The 21,593-nt window shown below is 41.5% G+C and carries 13 protein-coding genes and 1 tRNA gene; 10 read left to right on the plus strand and 4 right to left on the minus strand.

The window, feature by feature from the left end; translation table 11 throughout:
• Positions 1-453: 453 nt before the first annotated feature.
• The 5 genes from ACM0OT_RS04945 (at position 454) to ACM0OT_RS04965 (ending at position 10,045) form a co-directional block, all read left to right on the plus strand.
• Positions 454-3,528 carry an ATP-binding protein gene (locus ACM0OT_RS04945; protein ID WP_414563226.1) on the plus strand — a complete coding sequence of 1,025 codons (3,075 nt, stop codon included), beginning with the start codon at positions 454-456 and terminating at the stop codon, positions 3,526-3,528.
• Positions 3,525-5,360, plus strand: coding sequence for an EAL domain-containing protein (locus tag ACM0OT_RS04950; RefSeq protein ID WP_414563228.1), 1,836 nt, complete (start codon positions 3,525-3,527; stop codon positions 5,358-5,360). Before ACM0OT_RS04945 ends, ACM0OT_RS04950 begins: the two co-directional genes overlap by 4 nt.
• Positions 5,361-5,590: 230 nt before the next feature.
• Positions 5,591-6,994: a sensor histidine kinase gene (locus ACM0OT_RS04955; RefSeq protein ID WP_414563419.1), complete on the plus strand. Its 1,404-nt coding sequence runs from the start codon at positions 5,591-5,593 to the stop codon at positions 6,992-6,994.
• Between the two features lie 129 nt (positions 6,995-7,123).
• Positions 7,124-8,242 carry a circadian clock protein LdpA gene (gene ldpA / locus ACM0OT_RS04960; RefSeq protein WP_414563230.1) on the plus strand — a complete coding sequence of 373 codons (1,119 nt, stop codon included), beginning with the start codon at positions 7,124-7,126 and terminating at the stop codon, positions 8,240-8,242.
• Positions 8,243-8,308: 66 nt separating this feature from the next.
• The gene (locus tag ACM0OT_RS04965) at positions 8,309-10,045 is read left to right on the plus strand and encodes a R3H domain-containing nucleic acid-binding protein (protein ID WP_414563232.1); all 1,737 of its coding nucleotides are present in this window, start codon (positions 8,309-8,311) and stop codon (positions 10,043-10,045) included.
• Positions 10,046-10,109: 64 nt separating this feature from the next.
• Here the strand turns inward: ACM0OT_RS04965 and ACM0OT_RS04970 are convergent, their stop codons facing one another.
• The gene (locus tag ACM0OT_RS04970) at positions 10,110-12,155 is read right to left on the minus strand and encodes an elongation factor G (RefSeq protein WP_414563234.1); all 2,046 of its coding nucleotides are present in this window, start codon (positions 12,153-12,155) and stop codon (positions 10,110-10,112) included.
• A gap of 283 nt (positions 12,156-12,438) precedes the next feature.
• Here ACM0OT_RS04970 and ACM0OT_RS04975 point away from each other — a divergent pair, with 283 nt between their 5' ends.
• From ACM0OT_RS04975 to ACM0OT_RS04985, 3 genes are all read left to right on the plus strand, one after another.
• On the plus strand, positions 12,439-13,356 hold the full coding sequence (locus tag ACM0OT_RS04975; RefSeq protein ID WP_414563235.1) for a tetratricopeptide repeat protein: 918 nt from the start codon (positions 12,439-12,441) through the stop codon (positions 13,354-13,356).
• A gap of 90 nt (positions 13,357-13,446) precedes the next feature.
• Positions 13,447-13,977 carry a phosphate-starvation-inducible PsiE family protein gene (locus ACM0OT_RS04980; protein ID WP_414563237.1) on the plus strand — a complete coding sequence of 177 codons (531 nt, stop codon included), beginning with the start codon at positions 13,447-13,449 and terminating at the stop codon, positions 13,975-13,977.
• Positions 13,978-14,199: 222 nt separating this feature from the next.
• The gene (locus ACM0OT_RS04985; RefSeq protein ID WP_414542835.1) at positions 14,200-14,439 is read left to right on the plus strand and encodes a hypothetical protein; all 240 of its coding nucleotides are present in this window, start codon (positions 14,200-14,202) and stop codon (positions 14,437-14,439) included.
• Positions 14,440-14,734: 295 nt separating this feature from the next.
• Here the strand turns inward: ACM0OT_RS04985 and ACM0OT_RS04990 are convergent.
• Both ACM0OT_RS04990 and ACM0OT_RS04995 read right to left on the minus strand, forming a co-directional pair.
• Positions 14,735-14,807 (minus strand) — tRNA-Ala (locus ACM0OT_RS04990).
• A 199-nt stretch (positions 14,808-15,006) separates the two neighbouring features.
• Entirely contained in the window at positions 15,007-15,927 is a 921-nt protein-coding gene (locus ACM0OT_RS04995; protein ID WP_414563240.1) for a class I SAM-dependent methyltransferase, read from the minus strand.
• A 279-nt stretch (positions 15,928-16,206) separates the two neighbouring features.
• Here ACM0OT_RS04995 and mscL point away from each other — a divergent pair, with 279 nt between their 5' ends.
• Entirely contained in the window at positions 16,207-16,641 is a 435-nt protein-coding gene (gene mscL, locus ACM0OT_RS05000) for a large conductance mechanosensitive channel protein MscL (RefSeq protein WP_414563241.1), read from the plus strand.
• Positions 16,642-16,822: 181 nt separating this feature from the next.
• Here mscL and ACM0OT_RS05005 read toward each other — a convergent pair whose 3' ends face one another.
• The gene (locus ACM0OT_RS05005; RefSeq protein ID WP_414563242.1) at positions 16,823-18,499 is read right to left on the minus strand and encodes a DUF3352 domain-containing protein; all 1,677 of its coding nucleotides are present in this window, start codon (positions 18,497-18,499) and stop codon (positions 16,823-16,825) included.
• 502 nt (positions 18,500-19,001) lie between these two features.
• Between ACM0OT_RS05005 and ACM0OT_RS05010 the strand changes: the two genes are divergently transcribed.
• Positions 19,002-21,593 carry a DUF3458 domain-containing protein gene (locus ACM0OT_RS05010; RefSeq protein WP_414563244.1) on the plus strand — a complete coding sequence of 864 codons (2,592 nt, stop codon included), beginning with the start codon at positions 19,002-19,004 and terminating at the stop codon, positions 21,591-21,593.

The raw sequence follows: 21,593 nt of genomic DNA on the forward strand, positions 1-21,593 counted from the left end.
ATTCTTGCTGATGTTGTGGCGCAGGCGAAAAACCGTAATCACCCTCAAGTTTGTGCTTGAGTGAAGGGAAATTCAGTCTCTCCTTGTAGGTGATTGCGAGAAATGCCAAATAGGACGGGAGTTTTAGTGCTAATAGCAACAGTTCCCCTAAACTTTCATGCGTTTGTGAATGAGTGTCAATATATTTTGCACTCTCAGCAGGAGTATATGTTGATCTATTACTAGATGAAATGTAGCAAATTAAGGTGTTATAACAAAGTTTGAAGATTATGTATCAGCGAAAATCAACTAGACAAATGAGTATATACAACCTCGTTTTCATATATGTTTATACTTATATCAGTTACTTGCTTGATGATTCGGTAGGATTATTTCAGTAATATTACCGAAATTAATAAGTAACTAATAGAGCCAAAGCTTCTCGATTTTAGCCTTGGGAAAAATCAAACCACAATGTTATCCAAACTTCAGCCCGTCAAATTTTTTAACCGCTTAATTGGCAAAGTTGATGCCAATATACACCTCAAATCGGTTCTCATTGTGCCGTTTGTATTGCAAATTGGTGGGGTAATGGGGGTAGTGGGCTATCTTTCATGGATAAACGGACAGCAATCTGTAGAACATCTGGCTACTCGATTACAAAATGAAATCTGCGATCGCATCGAACAACACCTCAATAGTTACTTAATAACTCCCAAGCAAATCAATCAAACCAATGAATATTCGATGCACCTGGGCTTACCCCAGCCGTTGGATTTAAAAACCACTGAGCGTTACTTAAGGAAACAAATGCGGATTTTTCAAATTGGCCGCAACAACTTTGTTCATCCAAAAGGTGAATTTATTGGTATTCAACGTCTGGATAATGACAACTTTTTAATCAACAAGATTTCCGCAGATAAAGGCATTGGCAAACTTGATGTTTACACGACAAATAAGCAAGAAAATATCGTTGCAGTCAAGACTATAAGAGACTATGAACCTCGCCAAAAATCTTGGTATACAGATGCGGCTAAACTAGGTAAACCCCTCTGGAGTCAAGTTGATCAACGAACAGACCAACCCGATATTTTTTCCAGATCTTCTAACTATCCTCTTGACGATAGCACCGATCAGCTAATTGGGGTGATTAGTTTTGATTTAATGCTGTCACAAATTGGTCATTTTTTAAATAAATTAAAAATTGGACGATTAGGAAAAGCCTTTATTTTAGAACCTGATGGGCTAATGATCGCTAGTTCTACAACAGAGCCATCTTACATGATGATTGATGGACAGACAAAACGTCTGTTGGCATCAGATAGCCAAAATTATTTAATTAGACTGACAACTGAGCATTTAATTCAGCGCTTTGGCGACCTAAAATTACTTGTAGATCAGCAAAGATTCAAATTTAAGGCAGATGGGGCACATTATTTTGTGCAGGCAAGAAATTGGCAAGATAAAATTGGTCTTGATTGGCTAATTGTCGTAGTTATTCCTGAAGCCGAATTTGCCGAGCAAATTAATCACAATAACCAAGTCACTATCTTACTATGCGTAGTGGCTTTATTAGTAGCTACAGAAATCAGCATTTTAACTAATCGCTGGGTCATTAAACCAATTGTGCAGTTAAGCATCTCAGCCAAAAAAATTACTTCAGGGGAATGGCAGCAAATCACAGATATTCAGCGTTCTGACGAACTAGGAGATCTAGCTAAATCATTTAATAGCATGGCGCAGCAATTAAAAGCATCCTTTACCAACTTGGAAGCACAACATGTGGAAATGCAAGCTTTAAATGAGGTCTTAGCTGAAAATCAGAGCCGATTGGCTCAATTGCAAACCACACAACAAGAACTAATTCAATCTCAACAAATTGCCGCTCAAGGACAGCAAATAGCCGAGCGGGCAAATCACGCCAAAAGTGAATTCCTCGCTAACATGAGTCATGAACTGCGTACTCCCCTGAACGCTATTCTGGGTTTTACCCAAGTCATGAGCTATGACAATTCTCTATCTAGTGAACATCAAGAAAACTTGGCCATCATCAATCGTGCTGGCGAACATCTCCTCAATTTAATCAACGAGATCCTAGAAATGTCAAAAATTGAAGCAGGCAAAACTACCTTGAATGTCAGCAGTTTTGACTTGATTCACCTTTTGCAAAGTCTAGAAAAAATGTTTCGCTTTCGTACTACTTCTCAAGGCTTACAACTGATATTTGAATATGCTGCCGATATTCCTCAATATGTGCAAACTGACGAAATTAAATTACGTCAAGTCTTACTCAATCTCTTGGGCAATGCGATCAAATTTACCACTACGGGGAGTGTGGCTTTGCGGGTGGGCGTGGGAAGAGGAAAAAATGAGGAAGATGGGGAAAAGCCTTACCCAGTACCTAGCCTTTGTGCAACTTCTGGCCAATTCCTCCACTTTGAGGTGATAGACACTGGCGCTGGTATTTCTCCAGAAGAACTTGATATGCTGTTTGCAGCTTTTGGGCAAACTGAAACAGGGAGAAAATCACAGCAGGGTACAGGATTGGGTTTGGCAATTAGTCGCAAATATGTCCAACTCATGGGAGGTGATATTAGCGTTAGCAGCACCTTGGGGAGAGGTAGCACATTTACTTTTAATATTCAGATTGCTTTAGCTTTGTCTGAGGAAATTCCCCCACAAACAATTCAACGCCAAGTCGTTGGTTTAGCGCCAGAACAGCCAGAATATCGAATTTTGGTAGTTGATGATGTGATGGAAAGTCGTTTGGTGATTGTGAAACTGCTGACAGCCATTGGCTTTGTGGTGCGAGAAGCCAAAAATGGTGAAGAAGCGATCGCTCAATGGCTAGAATGGCAACCACACCTGATTTTTATGGATATGCGGATGCCTGTAATGGATGGTTATGAAGCCACAAAAATTATTAAAGCTAGGGAAATAGCTTATAAGCTGTGGAAAATTCATACCCCATTAGCTGAGGGGGTAAAACAAACTAATTATCTAGAAAATTTGTTTAGTCGAGACACTCAATGTGAGTTGCTGCCAAATACTCACTTTACATGTTGCCACTCTAATTCACTGATTTCACCAGGGACTCATTCACAATCTAATGGTCTAGCTAAGACTCATACAGTGATTATTGCACTCACTGCTAGTGCCTTTGAGGAAGAACGTCAAAAAATATTAGCTAATGGTTGCGATGATTTTATTCGCAAGCCGTTCACTAGGGAAGTATTACTAGAGAAATTGCATCAACATCTAGGTGTAAAATATATCAGCCAAATAGAAACGCCTAAAATAGCTACTCTCAATCTAGAAACACATATATTGCCCAATGAAATGGAAATTATGCAACATTTGTTGCATATGTCACCTGAGTTATTGGAAAACATACACCATGCCGCAGCCAGTTGTAGTGATGACTTAATTTTAGAATTACTTCACCAGATGCCACCAGATAAAAGTCAAGTTTTCCGATTTTTCAGTGATTTAGCCAGAAAATATCAGTTTGAGAAAATTATGGAATTGACTAGAACAAAGGCAGAATGAATTACAAGCGGTTAGACCCTAATAAAAAAGACATTTTGATCATTGACGATATGGCAGACAACCTGCGAGTTTTGTCTTCTCTCCTCACCAGAGAAGGATATAACGTTCGCAAAGCCTTGAACTGGCAAATGGCTTTAACTGCTTGTCAAACAGTATTACCGGATCTAATTTTACTTGATATTATGATGCCGGATGTAGATGGTTATGAAGTGTGTCAGCGATTTAAAGAGTGGGATCTGACCGCAGATATTCCGGTAATTTTCATTAGTGCTTTAGATGATGTTTTTGATAAGGTGAAGGCCTTTCAAGTCGGGGGAGTAGATTATATTCCCAAGCCATTTGAGTTTGAAGAAGTTTTAGTGCGTGTACAGAACCAAATGGTATTAAGAGATGCACAATTAGAAATATTGAAACTTAATACAGAACTAGAAGAAAGAGTACAACAGCGCACTTGGGAGTTAGAAAGAACTCTGCAAAAACTCCAAGGAGAAATCGCTTCCCGTCAGCAACTACAAAGTAAACTGCTAGACATGGTATTGCATGATTCGCTGACTGGGTTACCCAACAGATTTTTGTTTATTAAGCGCCTAGAAAAAGCTCTCCATCTTGCCAAGGAAGAACCAAGTTATCAGTTTGCTGTTTTATTTTTGGACTGCGATCGCTTTAAAGTTGTCAATGATTCTTTAGGACATTTGGTAGGAGATGAATTATTAATTGCTATTGCTCGCCGTCTACAAATATGCCTGACACCATCGGCTACTCTTGCCAGGTTAGGTGGCGATGAATTTGGTATTCTTTTAGAGAAATTACCAGATATAAGTGTAGCTATCCAATTAGCTGAGAGTATATTACAACAATTATCATTGAGTTTTAAATTGTCAAGATATGAAGTCTTTATGAATGCTAGTATTGGTATTAATTGGGGCAGTAAAGATTACGAACAATCAGAATATTTGCTCCGGGATGCTGATACAGCGATGTATCGTGCTAAAGCTTTAGGCAGAGCTAGATATCATGTTTTTGATCCAGTAATGTATCAAGAAGCTCTTCAGCTTTTAGATTTAGAAAATGACTTGCGTCGGGCTGTTGAACGGCAAGAATTTTTGATATACTATCAGCCAATTGTCTCTCTATCTTCAGGCAAAGTAGCTGGATTTGAAGCACTTATACGCTGGCAACATCCAGTACGTGGTTTAATTTCGCCTACAGAGTTTATTCCCGTCGCCGAAGAAACAGGTTTAATTAATGCTATCGATAAGTGGGTATTGCAATCATCTTGTGAGCAATTACGTATCTGGCAAGATTCCCTCACAACAACGCAAAAACTGACTATTAGTGTCAATTTGAGCGCACGGTTATTTTCACAACCTAACTTAATAACAGAAATTGATCAAGTTATTGATGCAACTCAAATTAATCCAGCTAGCTTAGAATTAGAAATAACTGAAAGTGTAATTATGGAGAATAACCATGCTGTAAAAACAATTATTCAACAGTTGAAAGACAGAGGTATTAAATTAACTATAGATGATTTTGGTACAGGTTATTCATCCTTAAGTTATTTACATAGGTTTCCTTTAAATGCCCTGAAGATTGATAAATCGTTTGTCAAAGTTATGGAAGATAGTGAAGAAAATATGGGTCTAGTACCAGCAATGATTAGTATTGCTGAATCAATGGGAATGAGTGTGATTGCAGAAGGAGTGGAAACTACAAAACAGTTAGAAAAATTGAAATTTTTAAACTGTAATTTTGCTCAGGGATATCTATTTTCTCAACCTCTAGAACCTCATTTAGTACCCAAATTTATTAATGAGGCTCCTCAGTGGTGATGGCATGTTAGTTTGATCCTCAGTTTAAACTTCGCCAAACAATTTTAGATTTGAAATTTATGCTCTTAATATGATAGATTTTGTTAGTGGTGTCTCCAAGAAGCTTCATTATCCTCCATGATGATAAATATAGCTTTTGGTTGAAAATGCATTTAAATAAAAGTAACAATTGTAAAGGCAATATTTTGGTGGTTGATGATACACCAGATAATTTGCGGCTTTTGTCGGTAATGTTGACGTCCAGAGGTTTTGAAGTTCGCAAAGCCTTAAACGGTAAAATGGCTTTAACTGCCTGTCAAATGGTGTTACCTGATATCATTCTGCTGGATATTAATATGCCGGGAATGGATGGCTATCAAGTTTGTCAACGCTTGAAAGCAGATGATAAAACTTGTGGAGTCCCAGTAATTTTTATTAGTGCGCTGGATGATGTTTTAGATAAAGTGAAAGCCTTTGGCATGGGTGGAGTAGATTATATTACTAAACCTTTTCATGGTGCAGAAGTAATATCACGGATTGAAAATCAAATTAATTTACAATCATTACAAATAAAACTGAAAGAAAAAAATTTACTATTACAAGAAGCCCTCGACAATTTACAAGCAGCCCAAGTCCAACAGATTCAGAATGAAAAGATGGTTGGCTTAGGGCAATTAGTAGCAGGAATTTCCCATGAGGTTAATAATCCCATCAGTTTCATTTATGGCAATCTTCAATATGCTAGTGAATATGTGCAAGACTTAGTGAAAATCATTGAAGCTTATCAACAAGAATATCCCCACCCAACCCCCCATATTCAAAAAATTATTCAGGATATTGATCTGAATTTTGTAATTAATGACCTGCAAAACTTGATGGGTGCGATGCATAGAGGATCAGATCGCATTCGAGAAATCGTCTTGGCATTACAAAACTTTTCTAGACACGATGAAGCCCAAATGAAGCCAGTAAATATCCATGAAGGCATCGATAGTACTTTGGTAATGTTACAACATCGACTCAGAGCAACAGCAAATCGTCCTGCCATTACTGTCGTGAAAGAATATGGTACTTTACCCCTAATTACTTGTTATGCCAGTGAACTCAATCAAGTATTTATGCATTTATTAAATAATGCCATTGATGCTTTAGAAAGGGGAGGTAGTAATGAAAAGAACTCCGAAGATCAGTTGACAATATGCAAAACTTCAGAAAATCTGGAGACTAGCCACAGTGTGACCGTCCGTTCTAGCCCTGTCAATGGCCAAAAAAAAATATCTCGGAGAGTAGAAATTAATCGTCATACAGAAAATACCAGGAAATCTGCACCAATGCCCATTCCCCATCCGCAGATTCGCATTTGCACCGAATTAGTCGAGTCTCATACTGTGAAGATTGCGATCGCCGACAATGGTCATGGGATAGCTGAATTGATGCAATCGCGTTTATTTGATCCTTTTTTCACCACAAAGCCTGTGGGTAAGGGTAGCGGCTTAGGATTATCAATTAGTCACCAAATTGTAGTGCAAAAACATCGCGGTCACCTTAACTGTTCTTCATCTCCAGGAAAGGGCACAGAGTTTACAATTTGCATTCCATTTAATACCGCAGGCGTAGCTATTCCTAGAAAACCACCGGAAAATTCAGCTAGCTAATATGATTAACTATTATTGAGTAGTAAGCAAGTATAAAATACTACTAAAATTAGCTTTACCATCAGAAAATCAAGATTTTTTCTACATTAAAAACTACTATTTTTAGTTCTATAAACGCATAATAGAAATGTGACTGATTTGTTCGCCCCTTTACAATCCTTGAAAGCAGGCCACTGGTTCAAACTGATCTGCGGAGCCAGTTACCAGCATCTGCCCGCAGTCAGAAGTTTAACATTAGCCTACACATTGGCAGGCGCTGACTGTATAGACGTGGCAGCTGATCCCGCAGTAATAATAGCCGCCCAAGAAGGGCTACAAGTCGCCAGGCATCTAGTGAAGGATGCCAAGGAGCAAGGCTACGACTATCAAGGCAATTTACCCTTTTTGATGGTCAGCCTGAACGATGGAGAAGACCCTCATTTTCGCAAAGCAGAGTTTAATTCTACGGAATGTCCCCAAGATTGTCCTAGACCTTGTGAAACGATTTGCCCAGCACAAGCGATTGATTTTTCAGGGGTTGAATCCCAAAAATGCTATGGCTGCGGACGTTGCCTACCCATTTGCCCATATGATAAAATTTATACAAAATCATATATGTCCAGCGCTGGCGATATTGCGCCATTGGTCATGTCAACGGGAGTAGATGCCGTAGAAATTCATACAAAAGTAGGACGTTTGGCAGAGTTTCGGCAATTATGGCAAGCAATTTCACCGTGGGCTAATCAATTAAAAGTAGTAGCCGTTAGCTGTCCTGATGGTGAATGTATGATTGACTACCTACATGCAATTACTGACTTAATTACCCCATTGCATAGTGCCTTAATTTGGCAAACAGACGGTCGTCCGATGAGTGGTGATATTGGAGATGGCACTACTTTAGCAGCAGTGAAATTAGGGCAGAAAGTTTTGGCAGCTAAGTTACCGGGATATGTGCAATTAGCAGGTGGCACTAATAGCTACACTGTTGCTAAGTTAAAGACAATGGGACTGTTGAAGAAAGCAGGGGAGAAAGAAGAATTTTTTCTCTCAGCCCCCCCGCCCCTCAATCCTTCAGCCTCTGTTTCCGGAGTCGCTTACGGTAGCTATGCCCGCGTACTGCTGTCACCAATTCTTGAGCAATTAGAACAGGAGGTGAGTCAAACCAGTGTCAAGGCGCAAGTCCGCCTCGAAGAAAAACCCGAATTACTCTGGCCAGCTGTAAAGCTTGCCCGTTCTCTCGTTTCCCAGATCAAGTCACAGCAGGAGTAGAAGTACGGCCATGCCGTACCCTACAGTAGCTCGTTCGTTATCTCTCATAACGTCACCATAGAAAGCATGACGATTAAAGAAGATCTCCAAAAGTTATTAGACATTTTGCCCCAAGACCTGCGACAAGTACTAGAGAATCATCCTCAACGAGATAGTTTAGTTGAAGTAGTCTTGGATCTGGGTCGTTGCCCAGAGGCTCGCTTTCCTAATCAAGCTGAGTATCTGAGCGCAATCCCCGTCACTCAAGCACAAATAGATGATTGTATTCAGCGAGTCGGCATCTTTAGCGGAGATAATCGAGCAGGAATTGAGCAAACATTGCATCGCATCAGTGCTATCCGTAACCGCAGTGGTCAGATTATTGGCTTGACCTGTCGTGTTGGTCGGGCGGTATTTGGCACAATTGGCATGATCCGCGATTTGGTGGAAACTGGTAAATCAATTCTCATGCTGGGACGGCCTGGTGTGGGTAAAACTACTGCCTTAAGAGAAATTGCCCGTGTTTTGGCAGATGATCTGCATAAGCGTGTAGTGATTATTGATACTTCCAACGAAATTGCTGGGGATGGTGATGTGCCACACCCTGCCATTGGTCGCGCCAGGCGGATGCAAGTGGCACAACCAGAACTTCAGCATCAGGTGATGATTGAAGCAGTGGAAAACCACATGCCAGAAGTCATCGTCATTGATGAAATTGGTACAGAATTAGAAGCTTTAGCGGCGCGTACCATTGCTGAACGAGGTGTGCAATTGGTTGGTACTGCTCATGGTAACCAAATTGAAAACCTGATCAAAAACCCCACCCTTTCTGATTTAGTTGGGGGTATTCAGGCTGTGACTTTAGGAGATGACGAAGCCAGAAGGCGGGGTAGTCAAAAGACTGTTTTGGAACGCAAAGCTCCTCCCACCTTCGAGATTGCTGTGGAAATGTTAGAACGGCAACGCTGGGTCATACATGAAAGTGTGGCGGATACAGTAGATACTCTGCTCCGGGGCCGTCAGCCGAACCCACAAACAAGAACTGTTGATGACCAAGGTAAAGTGGCAATTACCAGGCAATTATCTGTAGTCAATGGTCGAGGTGGACAAGTGGCGGCAGAAGAAGGATCTTTTCCCCCAGTGCGACAGAGTAATGGCTGGCGTTCATCGGGACAAATGGTAGCATTGCCACCTTTGTCTTTAGAGCGGGAGCGGGTGAGCGGACGTAGTGAATTTGACCGTTTGCTGAATGAATCCTTCAACTACTCAGAGAGTATTGATCTCCAACCCAGCAGACACGCAGGCCCAAACGGCGAGGATTTGCCACTACACATTTACCCTTATGGTGTGAGTCGCCACCAACTAGAACAGGTAATTGGTGTCCTAACTTTGCCAGTAGTATTGACAAAAGAGATTGATAATGCTGATGCAATTTTAGCACTGCGATCGCACGTCAAAAACCACGCCAAACTCCGGCAAATGGCCAAAGCCCGGCATGTGCCCATCCACATGATTAAGTCCAGTACAATACCGCAGATTACCCGTGGTTTGCGGCGCTTGCTGAACATAGAAGATCCGGACATGACCGATGATCGAGAATTGCAACTGTTTTTGCACAGTGGTAGTGATGACGAAATGGATGCCCTCGAAGAAGCCAGACTTGCTGTAGAGCAGATTGTGATTCCTAAAGGACAGCCAGTTGAGTTATTACCTCGTTCTTCCCAAGTACGGAAAATGCAGCATGAGTTGGTAGAACACTATCGACTCAAGTCTGATAGTTTTGGCGAAGAACCAAATCGGCGTTTGCGGATTTATCCAGCTTAAGTGGGGACTGGGGACTGGGGACTGGGAGTAATTTATCTACTTCCCTCATCCCCTCCCTCATCAACTACTTGCCGTTACCGTTACCACCATTGCCATTCTGGAGAAGTACACGTTCAGCAAGTTTGTCTGGTACTTCCTGGAGATGGTCATATTCCCAGTGGAAAGAACCAACACCAAGAGTAAGCGATCGCAGCTCGATAATAAAGTCATGCATCTCTGCTTGGGGCAAGTATGCAGCTACATTATCCCAGCCCGGCCAATCATTTCTACCTTCATAGCCTAAAATTTGCCCGCGTCTACCGCTGAGTAATTGCAGCACCTTGGAGGTAAATTCACTCGGTGTTGTGACTCGCACCCGCAGAATCGGTTCTAAGAGTGTGGGTTGAGCCTGGGGTATACCTGTTTGCATGGCTAGTCGGGCTGCTTGTTTAAATGCTTGTTCCGAACTATCTACGCTGTGGTAAGAACCATTGGTCAGAGTTACAGCTACATCTACGATGGGGAAACCCAAAGGCCCATGTGTGAGAAACTCCCGCACACCCATTTCCACCCCAGGGATGTATTGTTTGGGAACTACACCGCCGACAATAGTTTCATTGAAATTAAAACCTTCGCCACGTGCTAGGGGTTGGATATTCAGAAAAACATCGCCAAATTGTCCATGACCACCACTTTGGTGTTTGTAACGCCCATGAACTGATTCTACGGTTTTGCGAATAGTTTCTTTATAGGGAATTTGTGGCAGATGAGTTGACATGGGCAAATTATATTTGCGGCGCAGTCTATCGAGGGCTACTTGTAAGTGAATCTCACCTTGACCCCAGAGAATAACTTCGTGGGTATCCCCATGCTGTTCCCAAGCTAACGCCGGATCTTCTTCTAATAATTTAGCGATCGCACTGCTGAGTTTGACTTCATCGTTGCGTTTTTCTGGTGTAATAGCCAAGGCATACACTGGTGCCAATTGTTCTGCTTTGGGTAAATCCTTTACCTGGCCGTCTGTGGAAATGGTATCTCCTGTCTTGATACCCTCTAAACGGCTCAAAGCCACAATTTCACCGGTACCCGCTTCATTAACCAACTGCGGTTGTTGTCCTGTGAGGCGGTAAAGTCCACCAGTCCGCATACCATTGAGAACAATACCATCAGTTAATGTCCCCCGCCACACACGCACTAGGGAAAGTTTGCCACCTTGGGGAGTGTAATAAGTTTTGAGTACCTGGGCTAAGGGAGTATTACCTTTGATATTTTTTAAACGGCGTTCTGCTGTGGCTGCTGCTTCAGGTGCTTCTCGTTCCAAAGCTTCTAATAAAGGCCTGACACCATAGTCTTGTTCAGCCACACCAAAGAAAACAGGAACAACTAAATCTGCGCCTAATTCTAGTTTGAGGTCGTTGAGAATTTCTTCTTGGGGCGGTTCAATATCTTCTAAAAGTTCTTCGAGTAAATGGTCATCAAAATTTGCTAAAGCTTCGAGCATTTCCGCCCGTGCTATGTGTTCTTCTGCTTTTAAACTTTCCGGGAAAGGAATTAAATCGGCAGGTGCGCCGGCATGATATTGATATGCTTGTTCACTCACCATATCGATAAAGCCGGTGAGTTGTTCCCCTTGCATGATGGGGTATTGGTGGGCTACTAGTGGACGACTAGAAACTGCTTTCAGGGCATGTAGTGTTTCTAAAACGTGAATATTTGCCCGATCCATTTTATTCACAAAGACGAGATGGGGAATTTCCCAATCGTCAAGGAATTTAAATAAAGGAGCCAAGGTGAGGACGCGATCGCTTATGGGTTCACAAACTACAATTGCCGCATCGACTCCTATTAAAGCATTGTAGGTTTCTTGAGCAAATTCTACTGAACCAGGACAATCAATCAAGGTAAAACGAGTGTTATTAAACTCAGTACTAGCGGCGCTGACTTCTACACTCATGTGGCGATCGCGCGATTCCGCTGCACTATCTCCCACTGTGTTACCATCCTTAACATTGCCTTTGCGCGAAATTGCCCCAGTGACAAATAACAAGCTTTCTAGTAATGTGGTCTTTCCACTTAAATAAGGGCCGACAATTGCAACGTTCCGCGAACCCGATTTGACTTTTTCGTTCATAAAAAACTCCCTTGCGGTAAGTCACTCTTACCCGCGTGATTCTGTAATTTATCAGGGATAAAAAAATAGTTCTCAAGCGGAAGAATCATTCCTTCCTTAACTTGACATTATCCTTCTTTTAATCGCTAGTAAAAAAAATTGTAGTCTGTCGTAAGATTTAGCTTAAGAAAAGTTAAGTAACACAAACTTTAATACCAAACCCAAAATTTTTGTAAATATACTCGAAATAATAAAACTTTTCATCTAGTAAAAGTAACGAACATTGTTGCGAATCCGAGAATCAATGAAATTATCACTTGATAAATATCCCATAGTCGGCATAGTAAGTTTAATCATGCTAGGTGAAAGTTTTCTCTTCACCGCTTCTAGTCACCCCATGACCCCACTCCTAGCCCAGTATAGTCTGCCAACGGCCACAACCTTATTAAACCAAGGCTTACAAGCAATTCAAGCCGGGAGGGTTCAAGATGCCATCGCCGCTTTTCAACAAGCAATTCAGCTAGATCCCCAGTTAGCTCCAGCGCACTACAATTTAGGATTAGCACTACGACAAATCGGACAATTAAAGCCGGCGGCTGATGCATTTTATCAAGCAACCCAAGCTGATCCCAAGTTTGCCTTGGCTTTTGCTAATTTAGGCGGTGCATTATTAGAAGGCAATAATTTCCAGCAAGCCAACGATTATTTACAACGGGCGTTAGAACTCGATCCCCAGTTGGGTTTTGCTCACTATAACTTGGGTTTAGTCCTACAACAGCAGCAAAATTGGGATCGAGCGATCGCCTCGTTTCAAAAGGCAATGGAATATAGTAAAAACGCACCAGAGCCTGCTTATCATTTAGGGATATGTTATCTTCAGCAAGGTCAAATTAATCAAGCCCAAGCAGCCTTCCAGCAAGCTATTAAAATTAATCCCAAATATCCAGAAGCTCACTATAATTTGGGTTCTATTTTATTTAATCAAGGCAAATTAACAGAAGCATTAGACGCTTTTAGAAAATCAGCCGAAGCAAACACTAATTATCCCAATGCTTATTACGGTGCAGGATTAGTTTTTATGCAACAAAAGCAGTATGCCCAAGCGTTACAAGTCTTACAATATGCGAGAGATTTATACAATGCTCAAGGTAATCCTCAATGGGGAAAAAATGCCGAGCAATTGTTGCAACAAGCACAAAATTTAAATTTCCAACCTCGCTGAAGCGCGATTACTTAATATTAGGTCACAATAGGGTTAATGGTTGGACTAGCTAGTATGGTCTGAACTTGACCAGATGGGATGAAAACTTACATGTACAAGCGCTTCAAGAGTCGATTTTTATTTTGCGATCGCTGGTTGGATCGCCATACCATTGTTCGCAACATGGAAGCTTTCCAAGACTTAATTGTGATTCTTCTGTGTTTAGGATTGTTTGCCCTCATGTTAATACAGTTGTGGGGCATATTTGTGGCGATCGTGCAGTCCCTAGACTATAAATATGTGACGGCAAAAGTACTATTTGTGTTAATTTTAGTCGAATTATTTCGGCTACTTATGGTCTACTTGCAAGAACATAGTATTTCTGTAGGAGTAGCAGTTGAAGTCACAATTGTATCTCTATTACGAGAAGTCATTGTTCATGGAGCAATGGAAATTTCTGGAGTGAAAACAGCGGCAATTTGTGGCTTATTATTTAGTTTGGGTGTGTTACTTATAGTGTGTGCTAAAACACCGCATATGGATTGTATGAGTGCTAACACTAAAGTTTGTCCTGTTATCAATCAAGAACGTAACGAGCGTAGATTTCCGTATCCATCTGATGAAAATCAGCCGATTGTGTAATCAAATTCCTCAGGCTTGTAGCCTGAGGCCATAAATAATCATAACCAGTTACCTAGTCTAAAATCTTCACAGCCACTAGAGTGGGGGCTTTTGGCGAATATATTGCTTTAAAACACCGTAGCCATATTCTGATAGACGTATCTTTTTCTACGCTTTTAGGGAGATGAAAGACTCATAAAAGTTGAGTAGAAATTAATTAGAAACTTAAAGGAGAAAAAATTTATGGCTACTGGAAACGGACATTCTCAAGAACCTATTAGCAACCTAGAGTATGACTTTATCTCTGTGTTGCATAATAAAGCCGAAGCTGTAAAGGCTTACGAAGGTTACATTAAAGATGCACAAGAGGTTAACTCTCAGCCGTGTGTAGAATTATTTCAAAAATTGCGGCAATCCGAAATGGAGCAAGCACAAGAAATTCGCCACCATCTACAACAGGTAATGCAGCACGGTAAAATGTAATTAAAAGCATTTTAAAAGTTTTGGGTGAAGATAATAGCAGCCCAAGACAAATTAAGTGCAGCTATACCCATATAGGTTTGACGCTACTACACAGATAAAGCTCACCTTCGTGGACTAATTCAAAAATCAGGATATTAACCCGCGCAGAACGTTCGGCGAAGCTACTTCGACAAGGCTTAGTAGAAGTCAGTCGAGCCGCGGGTTTTGTCTGTATAGCCAAGCCAGTGCAGTTTTGGGGTTTTCCCTTAAGCAACTGACGCGCGAATTATAGCCGCTATGGCTAGTAATAATAATATGGAGCTAAGCGGATTCGAACCGCTGACCCCCTCAATGCCATTGAGATGCGCTACCAACTGCGCTATAGCCCCAGGTTCCTTATTCTATAAGCTTCTTAGCTACTGATTACTTCTTTTTAGAAGTTATCATGTTTTCTGATTATATGGTAGTCTATGTCAATTTTGAATAGAGAAAGTATTAATTTATGTAAATAGAGTAGATCTTTGACACTGAATAGTAACAGTCAAGAAGCAGCAGTGTGTAGCTGCTGCCCAAACAATTAAAAATAAATTAGCCACTCACTTGAGCGATGACTGTGCGGTGACGAGGGGTATTTCTAGTGATGGTGGGAACTTGGAAACCAGCCTCCACTAAAGCTTGCTCAATATCTAAAGCAAAATATTGATCTAAATAAGGTTCTGTACTTTTGAGCAGTGTCAAAATGTAGGGGGGCATTTTCTTGTAGATTTCCGATTGAGGATTCATGTCCATAATTGCCAAATGACTACCCGGACGCAACACACGCCGCATTTCTGCAAAAATCTTGCGGGTGACTGACTGGGGTAATTCGTGGCACATCAAGAAAATGGAAACTAAATCAAATGAAGCATCTGGTAACTCAGTAGATTCAGCTGCGGCATGAAGCCAATTAATATTAGCTTGACGCTGTTGGGCGCGGTAGTTGGCAACCGCTAAAAAGTAAGGCGATAAATCTAAACCTGTAATCTGGGATTGAGGATAAACTTCTTGCAAAGCAAAAGTACTTAAACCTACACCGCAAGCCAAATCTAGAATATCTTGTGGTGGATGGGGGATTTGTGCTGTGAGGATATTGTGGTAACTTTGACGCAGTTGAGCATCTCCTTTTGCTCCAGCATCCGGCCAAATTCCAGCATGGACAGTATTTGCAGCCACTTCTAACTCAAAAGCCGCCTGCCAACTGAGGTCGCCATGTTCGTAAGCATGGAATGGACGCAGGTAATATTCCGGGTAGGAAATTTGCGGATTTTGAACTTGAGCCAATTCTTGCGTCCAATCACGCGCCTGTAATTTTTGTACTTCTTGTGTCCAAGGAACGCCAATTCTTTCAGCACGTTTAATCATCATTTGTCTAGCTTGATGCTTGGCTAAGTTGGCTAAAGGTTTAATAGCCAGTATGCCATTGACCAAACGGGAGGCTAATCCAGGAGCAGTGGTTACAGCAGCAGTCATAAATCAGTTTGCATTTAACGGCCTTCTTTACTTATGACACAATTACCGCAAGCTAGTCTAGAAGCCAATTACATTGCTTAACGGCATTCTAGTTTTTTTCATAGCATTGACTGCCAAAACTGATGGGAAAATTTAAATTTTGTATTCCAGCTAAAGTTAGATGTTTCTTGGGCTATAAGATTTGTAATATTCCGATAACTTGGCTTAATTCGGCTCAACTGATGGAGACACAAGCTAAGTAATGTTTAAAAAAACTAAAAAAATTTTTGATAATCAAGTATGTCTAGAGCAAGAAGAAGAGCCAACGGCTTTTTCAGAGATTTTAAAGAATTTGCCCTCCAAGGCAACGTCATGGACTTGGCGATCGCAGTTATTATTGGTGCTGCCTTTGGTCGGATTGTCACTTCCTTTGTAGAAGATGTGATTATGCCATTGATCAATCCCTTGGTTGCTGTCACAGGGCAAGACTGGAGAACAATCACGGTGGGGCCAGGAATCAAAATTGGTAGTTTTCTCGGCTCTATCCTTGACTTTATCATCATTGCCTTGATTATTTTCTTAGCCGTGCGCGCCTTACAAAGATTCAAAAGACAAGAAGAAGTTGTAGAAGAAACTGCACCCCCAGATGCCAATTTAGTAGCGCAGGAAAGACTGACTGGGGCATTGGATAGGCTGACTGAGACTTTGGAATCTCGGGATACTAGGGTTTTGTAGGGACTGGGGAACTCGAGACCCCCTCTGGGGATAAGCTACGGTGTACACACAAATGATCTGATCCCCCTAAATTCACGCCACTTGCTACAAGTCGGGAAACCCGCCCAAAGCATTGGCTCCCCTTCAAAAGGGGGACTTTTAGAAAGTTTCTACCCTGCACCCGTGTCTCTTCCCCACCTCCCTACTTAACTGTCTGCGGTTTCAGCGCCAACAACATCTCTAATTGACTTGTAGATTTGTTAGGACTGGTAACTGTAACGCCAAGGCCACGAATGGAACTCAGGACTGTGTTGGCCTGGGATGGTAGAGGTTGTCTTTGGGCTACAAAGCGATTGACTAGGGATGTAGTTTTGTCCACATCTATATAGAAGTAGCCAGCATTGGGTGTTTGCAGTGAACCAGTTACAGCTTTGAAGTTGTCACTACTATCAAGTTTGGCAGTATTGGTAGAGGCGATCGCTTCGGCTACAGAACCACCCAGTGCTAAAAATACGGTATTTTGATCTAGCCAACCGTGGGATAGTAAAGCGCCTTGTCGGGGGATTTGCCATTCTGTTACGTCTTTACCGCCGATATTGCGTTTGCTGATACTAAGTTGTTGGGTTTTAGCAAGGTTATCTAATTTACTCAAGGTGGCTGTGGCAGTTTGGCGATCGCTTGTTTGAAATATTAATGCGCCACCAAAACCTAAACTCGCTAACATACCTTGATTAGATGGCATCGCACCAAAGGCAAATTCCTGATCCATCCACCCGAACACATCTTTATCTAGATCAATATTCACAAACTTGAGTTGTCCGCGCACCTGTTGCAATATTTGGTTAAATTCTGGATAATCTTGGGATTCTTCTACTATGGTTGTCCAACTACGGCTGATGCCGTTACCAGTAATTAAAGCAAAGGTATCTGAGGGTAATTGTTTGACTATGTTTGCTGGAGTTGTTTGATACTCAAACTTGTTCAGTTGTGGATCTAAGTTGGCGATCGCTTTCATCCGCAAGCCTTGATCATCAACCCCAACACGCGCCACCACGGATTTTATTTGTTTTAACTGTGTCAAACTTTTTGGAGGCAGTTGACTAGATTGGGGATTCGCAGCTAGCAATTTTTGTACCATGCCTGCATAGTCTGGTATGTAAACTTGGGCGAGAATGTTTTGCACATCTGCATTGGCAGTCAGAATCGCATTTGCACCTTCTTGATTGGCAAAAGATGGCTGTCCTTTGAAGGTGTCAATAGCATTTTCTACAGATTGCCTTTCTGGAGCTACTACTAAGTGGTTATTGTTTAAAACAGCACTGTATGTCGGTCTACTATTTCCCGTAGTTTCTGTAATTGTTTCTCCTTTGTAATTAGATTCTTGAACTTTGACGCCCTTTTGTGCTTTTAATTTATTGGCAAAACTCAAAGCGTTAAGTTTATCTTTGATCCCTACCACCATCAAGATATTTGGTTCTGGCTGTCTCTGTGGCGAAGAATTAGGCTGACTCGACTGTGCAAGTTTGGTGGGATTTGCTGGTAGCACAGCCAGCATGACACCACCAACCCAAGGCTGAATATCTTGTTCGTAGGAAATGTTACCTGCACTAAAAAAATCTTGTTTAAAATCTTCCAAACCTTTTGCCAGTAGCTTTTGTGATTCTGGAGTGCCAAATTGATCTAATTTTGCCCAGGCTTGGGGGTCAGTGGTAATATAAGTCGCCATCAATGCTGTGGAAGGTACTAATTTAGCACTACCAAGAGCGTCCGAGCTATCTCCAGATGGCCCTTGAAAATACATATAAGCAGCTACACCCCCAGCCACTAATACAGTCGCACCAATAGCAGGAATTAATAAATTTGACTTACGTTCAGGCATTATTACTGTCCTCTTTTATGCAAATTGTCACCGAGGTGAGTTGAAATGTCATTTTTTAATCCTCGGAATTGTTAGTAATATTCCCGAATTTGTCAGTAAATACTGATAAAGTTAACAATTAGTCATTGGTCACTGAGAATAACCTCTGTTTTTGTCTGCCCTGTTTACCCTGAACCCTACACCCTACACCCCTGCTTCCTCTTTTCCAGCTATTCTGATTGATAGTGGCAAGCTATCCTAAACTATAGGAAGACTTAGGAGTATTTGTACTCAATAGGAATTGAACCAGATGTAAGAAAATTTTTACCCCATGATCAAAAGGCACACAACATCAGCACAACAAATTCGTGACGGAAAGAATAAATATAGTTTTCTTTCCCTACCGCAGCCAGAAATTTTTATCTCCAAATAGCCTTTTTCATGGGGACAATCAACCAGATAGCTTAATTTTTGGGAATACATCTAGCCAGACTCTTCAAGATTAAAAGGTCAGTAAGCATCCATGTCTCAGCTTTATTTTGATACAGAGAATAACAAACACAAATCTTTTGAGTTACCAGGTGCAAAACCTCACTACAATCCCGATCGCCCTGGACAAGTAGAGCATATTTTTCTCGATCTCAATTTGGATATTCCTCGCCAAAGTTACCACGGTACTTGCAGTATTCGCCTATTGCCCATCCGCAATGGTATTGACCGTTTGACTTTGGATGCTGTGAATCTGAACATTGAGTCTGTCACGGTAGACGAGGTAACGCAGAATTTTGACTACAACGGCGAACAGCTTTTGATTCAACTTTCTCAACCAACGCAGATTGGCCAGCATTTGTTGATGGCGATCGCCTACTCAGTAGAAAAGCCCCAACGTGGTATTTATTTTATTCAACCAGACAAGCACTACCCCAACAAACCCACCCAAGTTTGGACTCAAGGCGAAGACGAAGACTCTCGTTTCTGGTTTCCCTGCTTTGATTACCCAGGCCAATTGTCTACTTCGGAAATTCGCGTCCGTGTTCCTAAACACTTGGTAGCTATTTCCAACGGTGAATTAATCGATACTAAAAAAGATGGCGATTACAAAATCTACCATTGGTCACAACAGCAAATTCATCCCACTTATTTGATGACCCTAGCAGTGGGTGACTTTGCTGAAATCCGTGATGAATGGCAAGGTAAACCCGTCACCTACTACGTAGAAAAAAACAGAAAAGAAGATGCTAAACGTAGTATGGGCAAAACTCCCCGCATGATGGAGTTTTTAAGCGAGAAGTATGGTTATCCCTATGCTTTCCCCAAATACGCTCAAGTTTGTGTGGATGACTTCATTTTTGGGGGGATGGAAAATACTTCTACAACACTGTTAACAGATCGATGTTTGCTAGATGAACGCGCCACCTTAGATAACCGTGGCACAGAAAGTTTAGTCGTCCACGAATTAGCACACCAGTGGTTTGGTGATTTACTAGTAATTAAACATTGGTCTCATGCTTGGATCAAAGAAGGCATGGCTTCCTATTCTGAGGTGATGTGGACAGAACAGGAATATGGCGATCAAGATGCTGCATACTATCGGTTATTAGAAGCTAGAAGTTACCTCAGCGAAGACAGCAGCCGTTACCGCCGACCAATGGTAACCCATGTTTACCGAGAAGCCATCGAACTATATGACCGCCATATCTACGAAAAAGGGTCTTGTGTGTATCACATGATCCGGGCGGAATTAGGAGAAGAATTGTTTTGGCAGGCAATACAAACCTTTGTCCAGGATAATGCTCATAAAACTGTAGAAACAATAGACTTACTCCGGGCAATTGAAAAAGCAACGGGGCGTAATTTGGCTTTCCTCTTCGATCAGTACGTTTATCGTGGCGGTCATCCCGACTTTAAAGTAGCTTACTCTTGGGATGGAGAGGCTAATTTAGCGAAAGTGACAGTCACTCAAACTCAAGCAAAAAACAATGATAGTAAAGATTTATTTGACCTGAAAATCCCCATTGCTTTTGGCTACTCCCCAAAGGGTGAATCTGCACAACTACAAACTTTCACTGTGCGGGTACATGAACGCGAACAAAGCTTTTACTTCCCCTTGACCGAAAAGCCCCAATTTATCAGCTTTGATGTAGGTAATCATTTCCTGAAAACTGTGACTTTAGAATATCCAGTTCCCGAATTAAAAGCACAGTTAGAATTTGACCCAGACCCCATTTCTCGCATCTATGCAGCCCAAGCTTTAGCTAAAAAAGGTGGATTAGAAGCTACCAAAGCATTATCGGCTGCACTGAAAAATGATTCATTTTGGGGTGTACAAGTTGAAGTAGCCAAACAACTAGCAGACATCAAGTTGAATCAAGCCTTTGATGGGTTAGTTACTGGTTTGCAAGACCAAAATGCTTTTGTGCGACGTGCTGTAGTAGAAGCACTGGCGCAAATCAAGACTCATGAAAGCTACAAGGCCGTAAAAGACTTGGTGAAAAATGGTGATTCCAGTTACTACGTAGAAGCCGCTGCTTGTCGTGCTATTGGATCAATCGCATCTGCTAACTTGAACGAAAAACCCAAAGAAGAAAAAGTTGTTAAGCTACTGCAATCCGTTTTAGAAGAAAAAGCCGGTTGGAATGAAGTAGTCCGTAGTGGTGCAGTTGGTGGTTTAGCTGAACTCAAAACCTCAGAAGATGCTGTCAATCTGTTGCTAGAATATAGCCAAATTGGTACACCACAACCGTTGCGTTTAGCGACAATCCGGGCATTAGGCAAAATTTCTGTAAGTCAAAGTCAAGCAAACGTCGAACGAATTTTAGACAAATTAGCAGAACTAGCCAAAGAAACTTTCTTTTTAACCCAAGTAGCCGTAGTTATAGCCTTGGGACAAATGGAAACCCCCAAAGCCATCAGGATTTTGCGATCGCTTGCTGATCAAACACCAGATGGCCGTGTCCGTCGCTATGCTGAAGAAGAAATTACCAAGGTACAAAAGAATGTAGGTACAGACAATGCCCTACGTCAGTTACGAGAAGAACTCGATCAACTCAAACAACAAAACCAAGAACTAAAAAGCCGCTTAGAAAATTTAGAAGCAAAATCTACTAATAATTAG

Source organism: Anabaena sp. CCY 9613 (assembly GCF_963920895.1).
Lineage (GTDB): Bacteria > Cyanobacteriota > Cyanobacteriia > Cyanobacteriales > Nostocaceae > Cyanocohniella.

Bases quoted from the DNA above. Each gene is read 5' to 3' on its own strand.
- ACM0OT_RS04950 (WP_414563228.1), top strand. From the start codon at position 3,525: ATGAATTACAAGCGGTTAGACCCTAATAAAAAAGACATTTTGATCATT.
- ACM0OT_RS04945 (WP_414563226.1), top strand. From the start codon at position 454: ATGTTATCCAAACTTCAGCCCGTCAAATTTTTTAACCGCTTAATTGGC.
- ACM0OT_RS04975 (WP_414563235.1), top strand. From the start codon at position 12,439: ATGAAATTATCACTTGATAAATATCCCATAGTCGGCATAGTAAGTTTA.
- ACM0OT_RS04955 (WP_414563419.1), top strand. From the start codon at position 5,591: ATGTTGACGTCCAGAGGTTTTGAAGTTCGCAAAGCCTTAAACGGTAAA.
- ACM0OT_RS05005 (WP_414563242.1), bottom strand. From the start codon at position 18,499: ATGCCTGAACGTAAGTCAAATTTATTAATTCCTGCTATTGGTGCGACT.
- mscL (WP_414563241.1), top strand. From the start codon at position 16,207: ATGTCTAGAGCAAGAAGAAGAGCCAACGGCTTTTTCAGAGATTTTAAA.
- ACM0OT_RS04995 (WP_414563240.1), bottom strand. From the start codon at position 15,927: ATGACTGCTGCTGTAACCACTGCTCCTGGATTAGCCTCCCGTTTGGTC.
- ACM0OT_RS04970 (WP_414563234.1), bottom strand. From the start codon at position 12,155: ATGAACGAAAAAGTCAAATCGGGTTCGCGGAACGTTGCAATTGTCGGC.
- ACM0OT_RS04980 (WP_414563237.1), top strand. From the start codon at position 13,447: ATGTACAAGCGCTTCAAGAGTCGATTTTTATTTTGCGATCGCTGGTTG.
- ACM0OT_RS04985 (WP_414542835.1), top strand. From the start codon at position 14,200: ATGGCTACTGGAAACGGACATTCTCAAGAACCTATTAGCAACCTAGAG.
- ACM0OT_RS04965 (WP_414563232.1), top strand. From the start codon at position 8,309: ATGACGATTAAAGAAGATCTCCAAAAGTTATTAGACATTTTGCCCCAA.
- ACM0OT_RS05010 (WP_414563244.1), top strand. From the start codon at position 19,002: ATGTCTCAGCTTTATTTTGATACAGAGAATAACAAACACAAATCTTTT.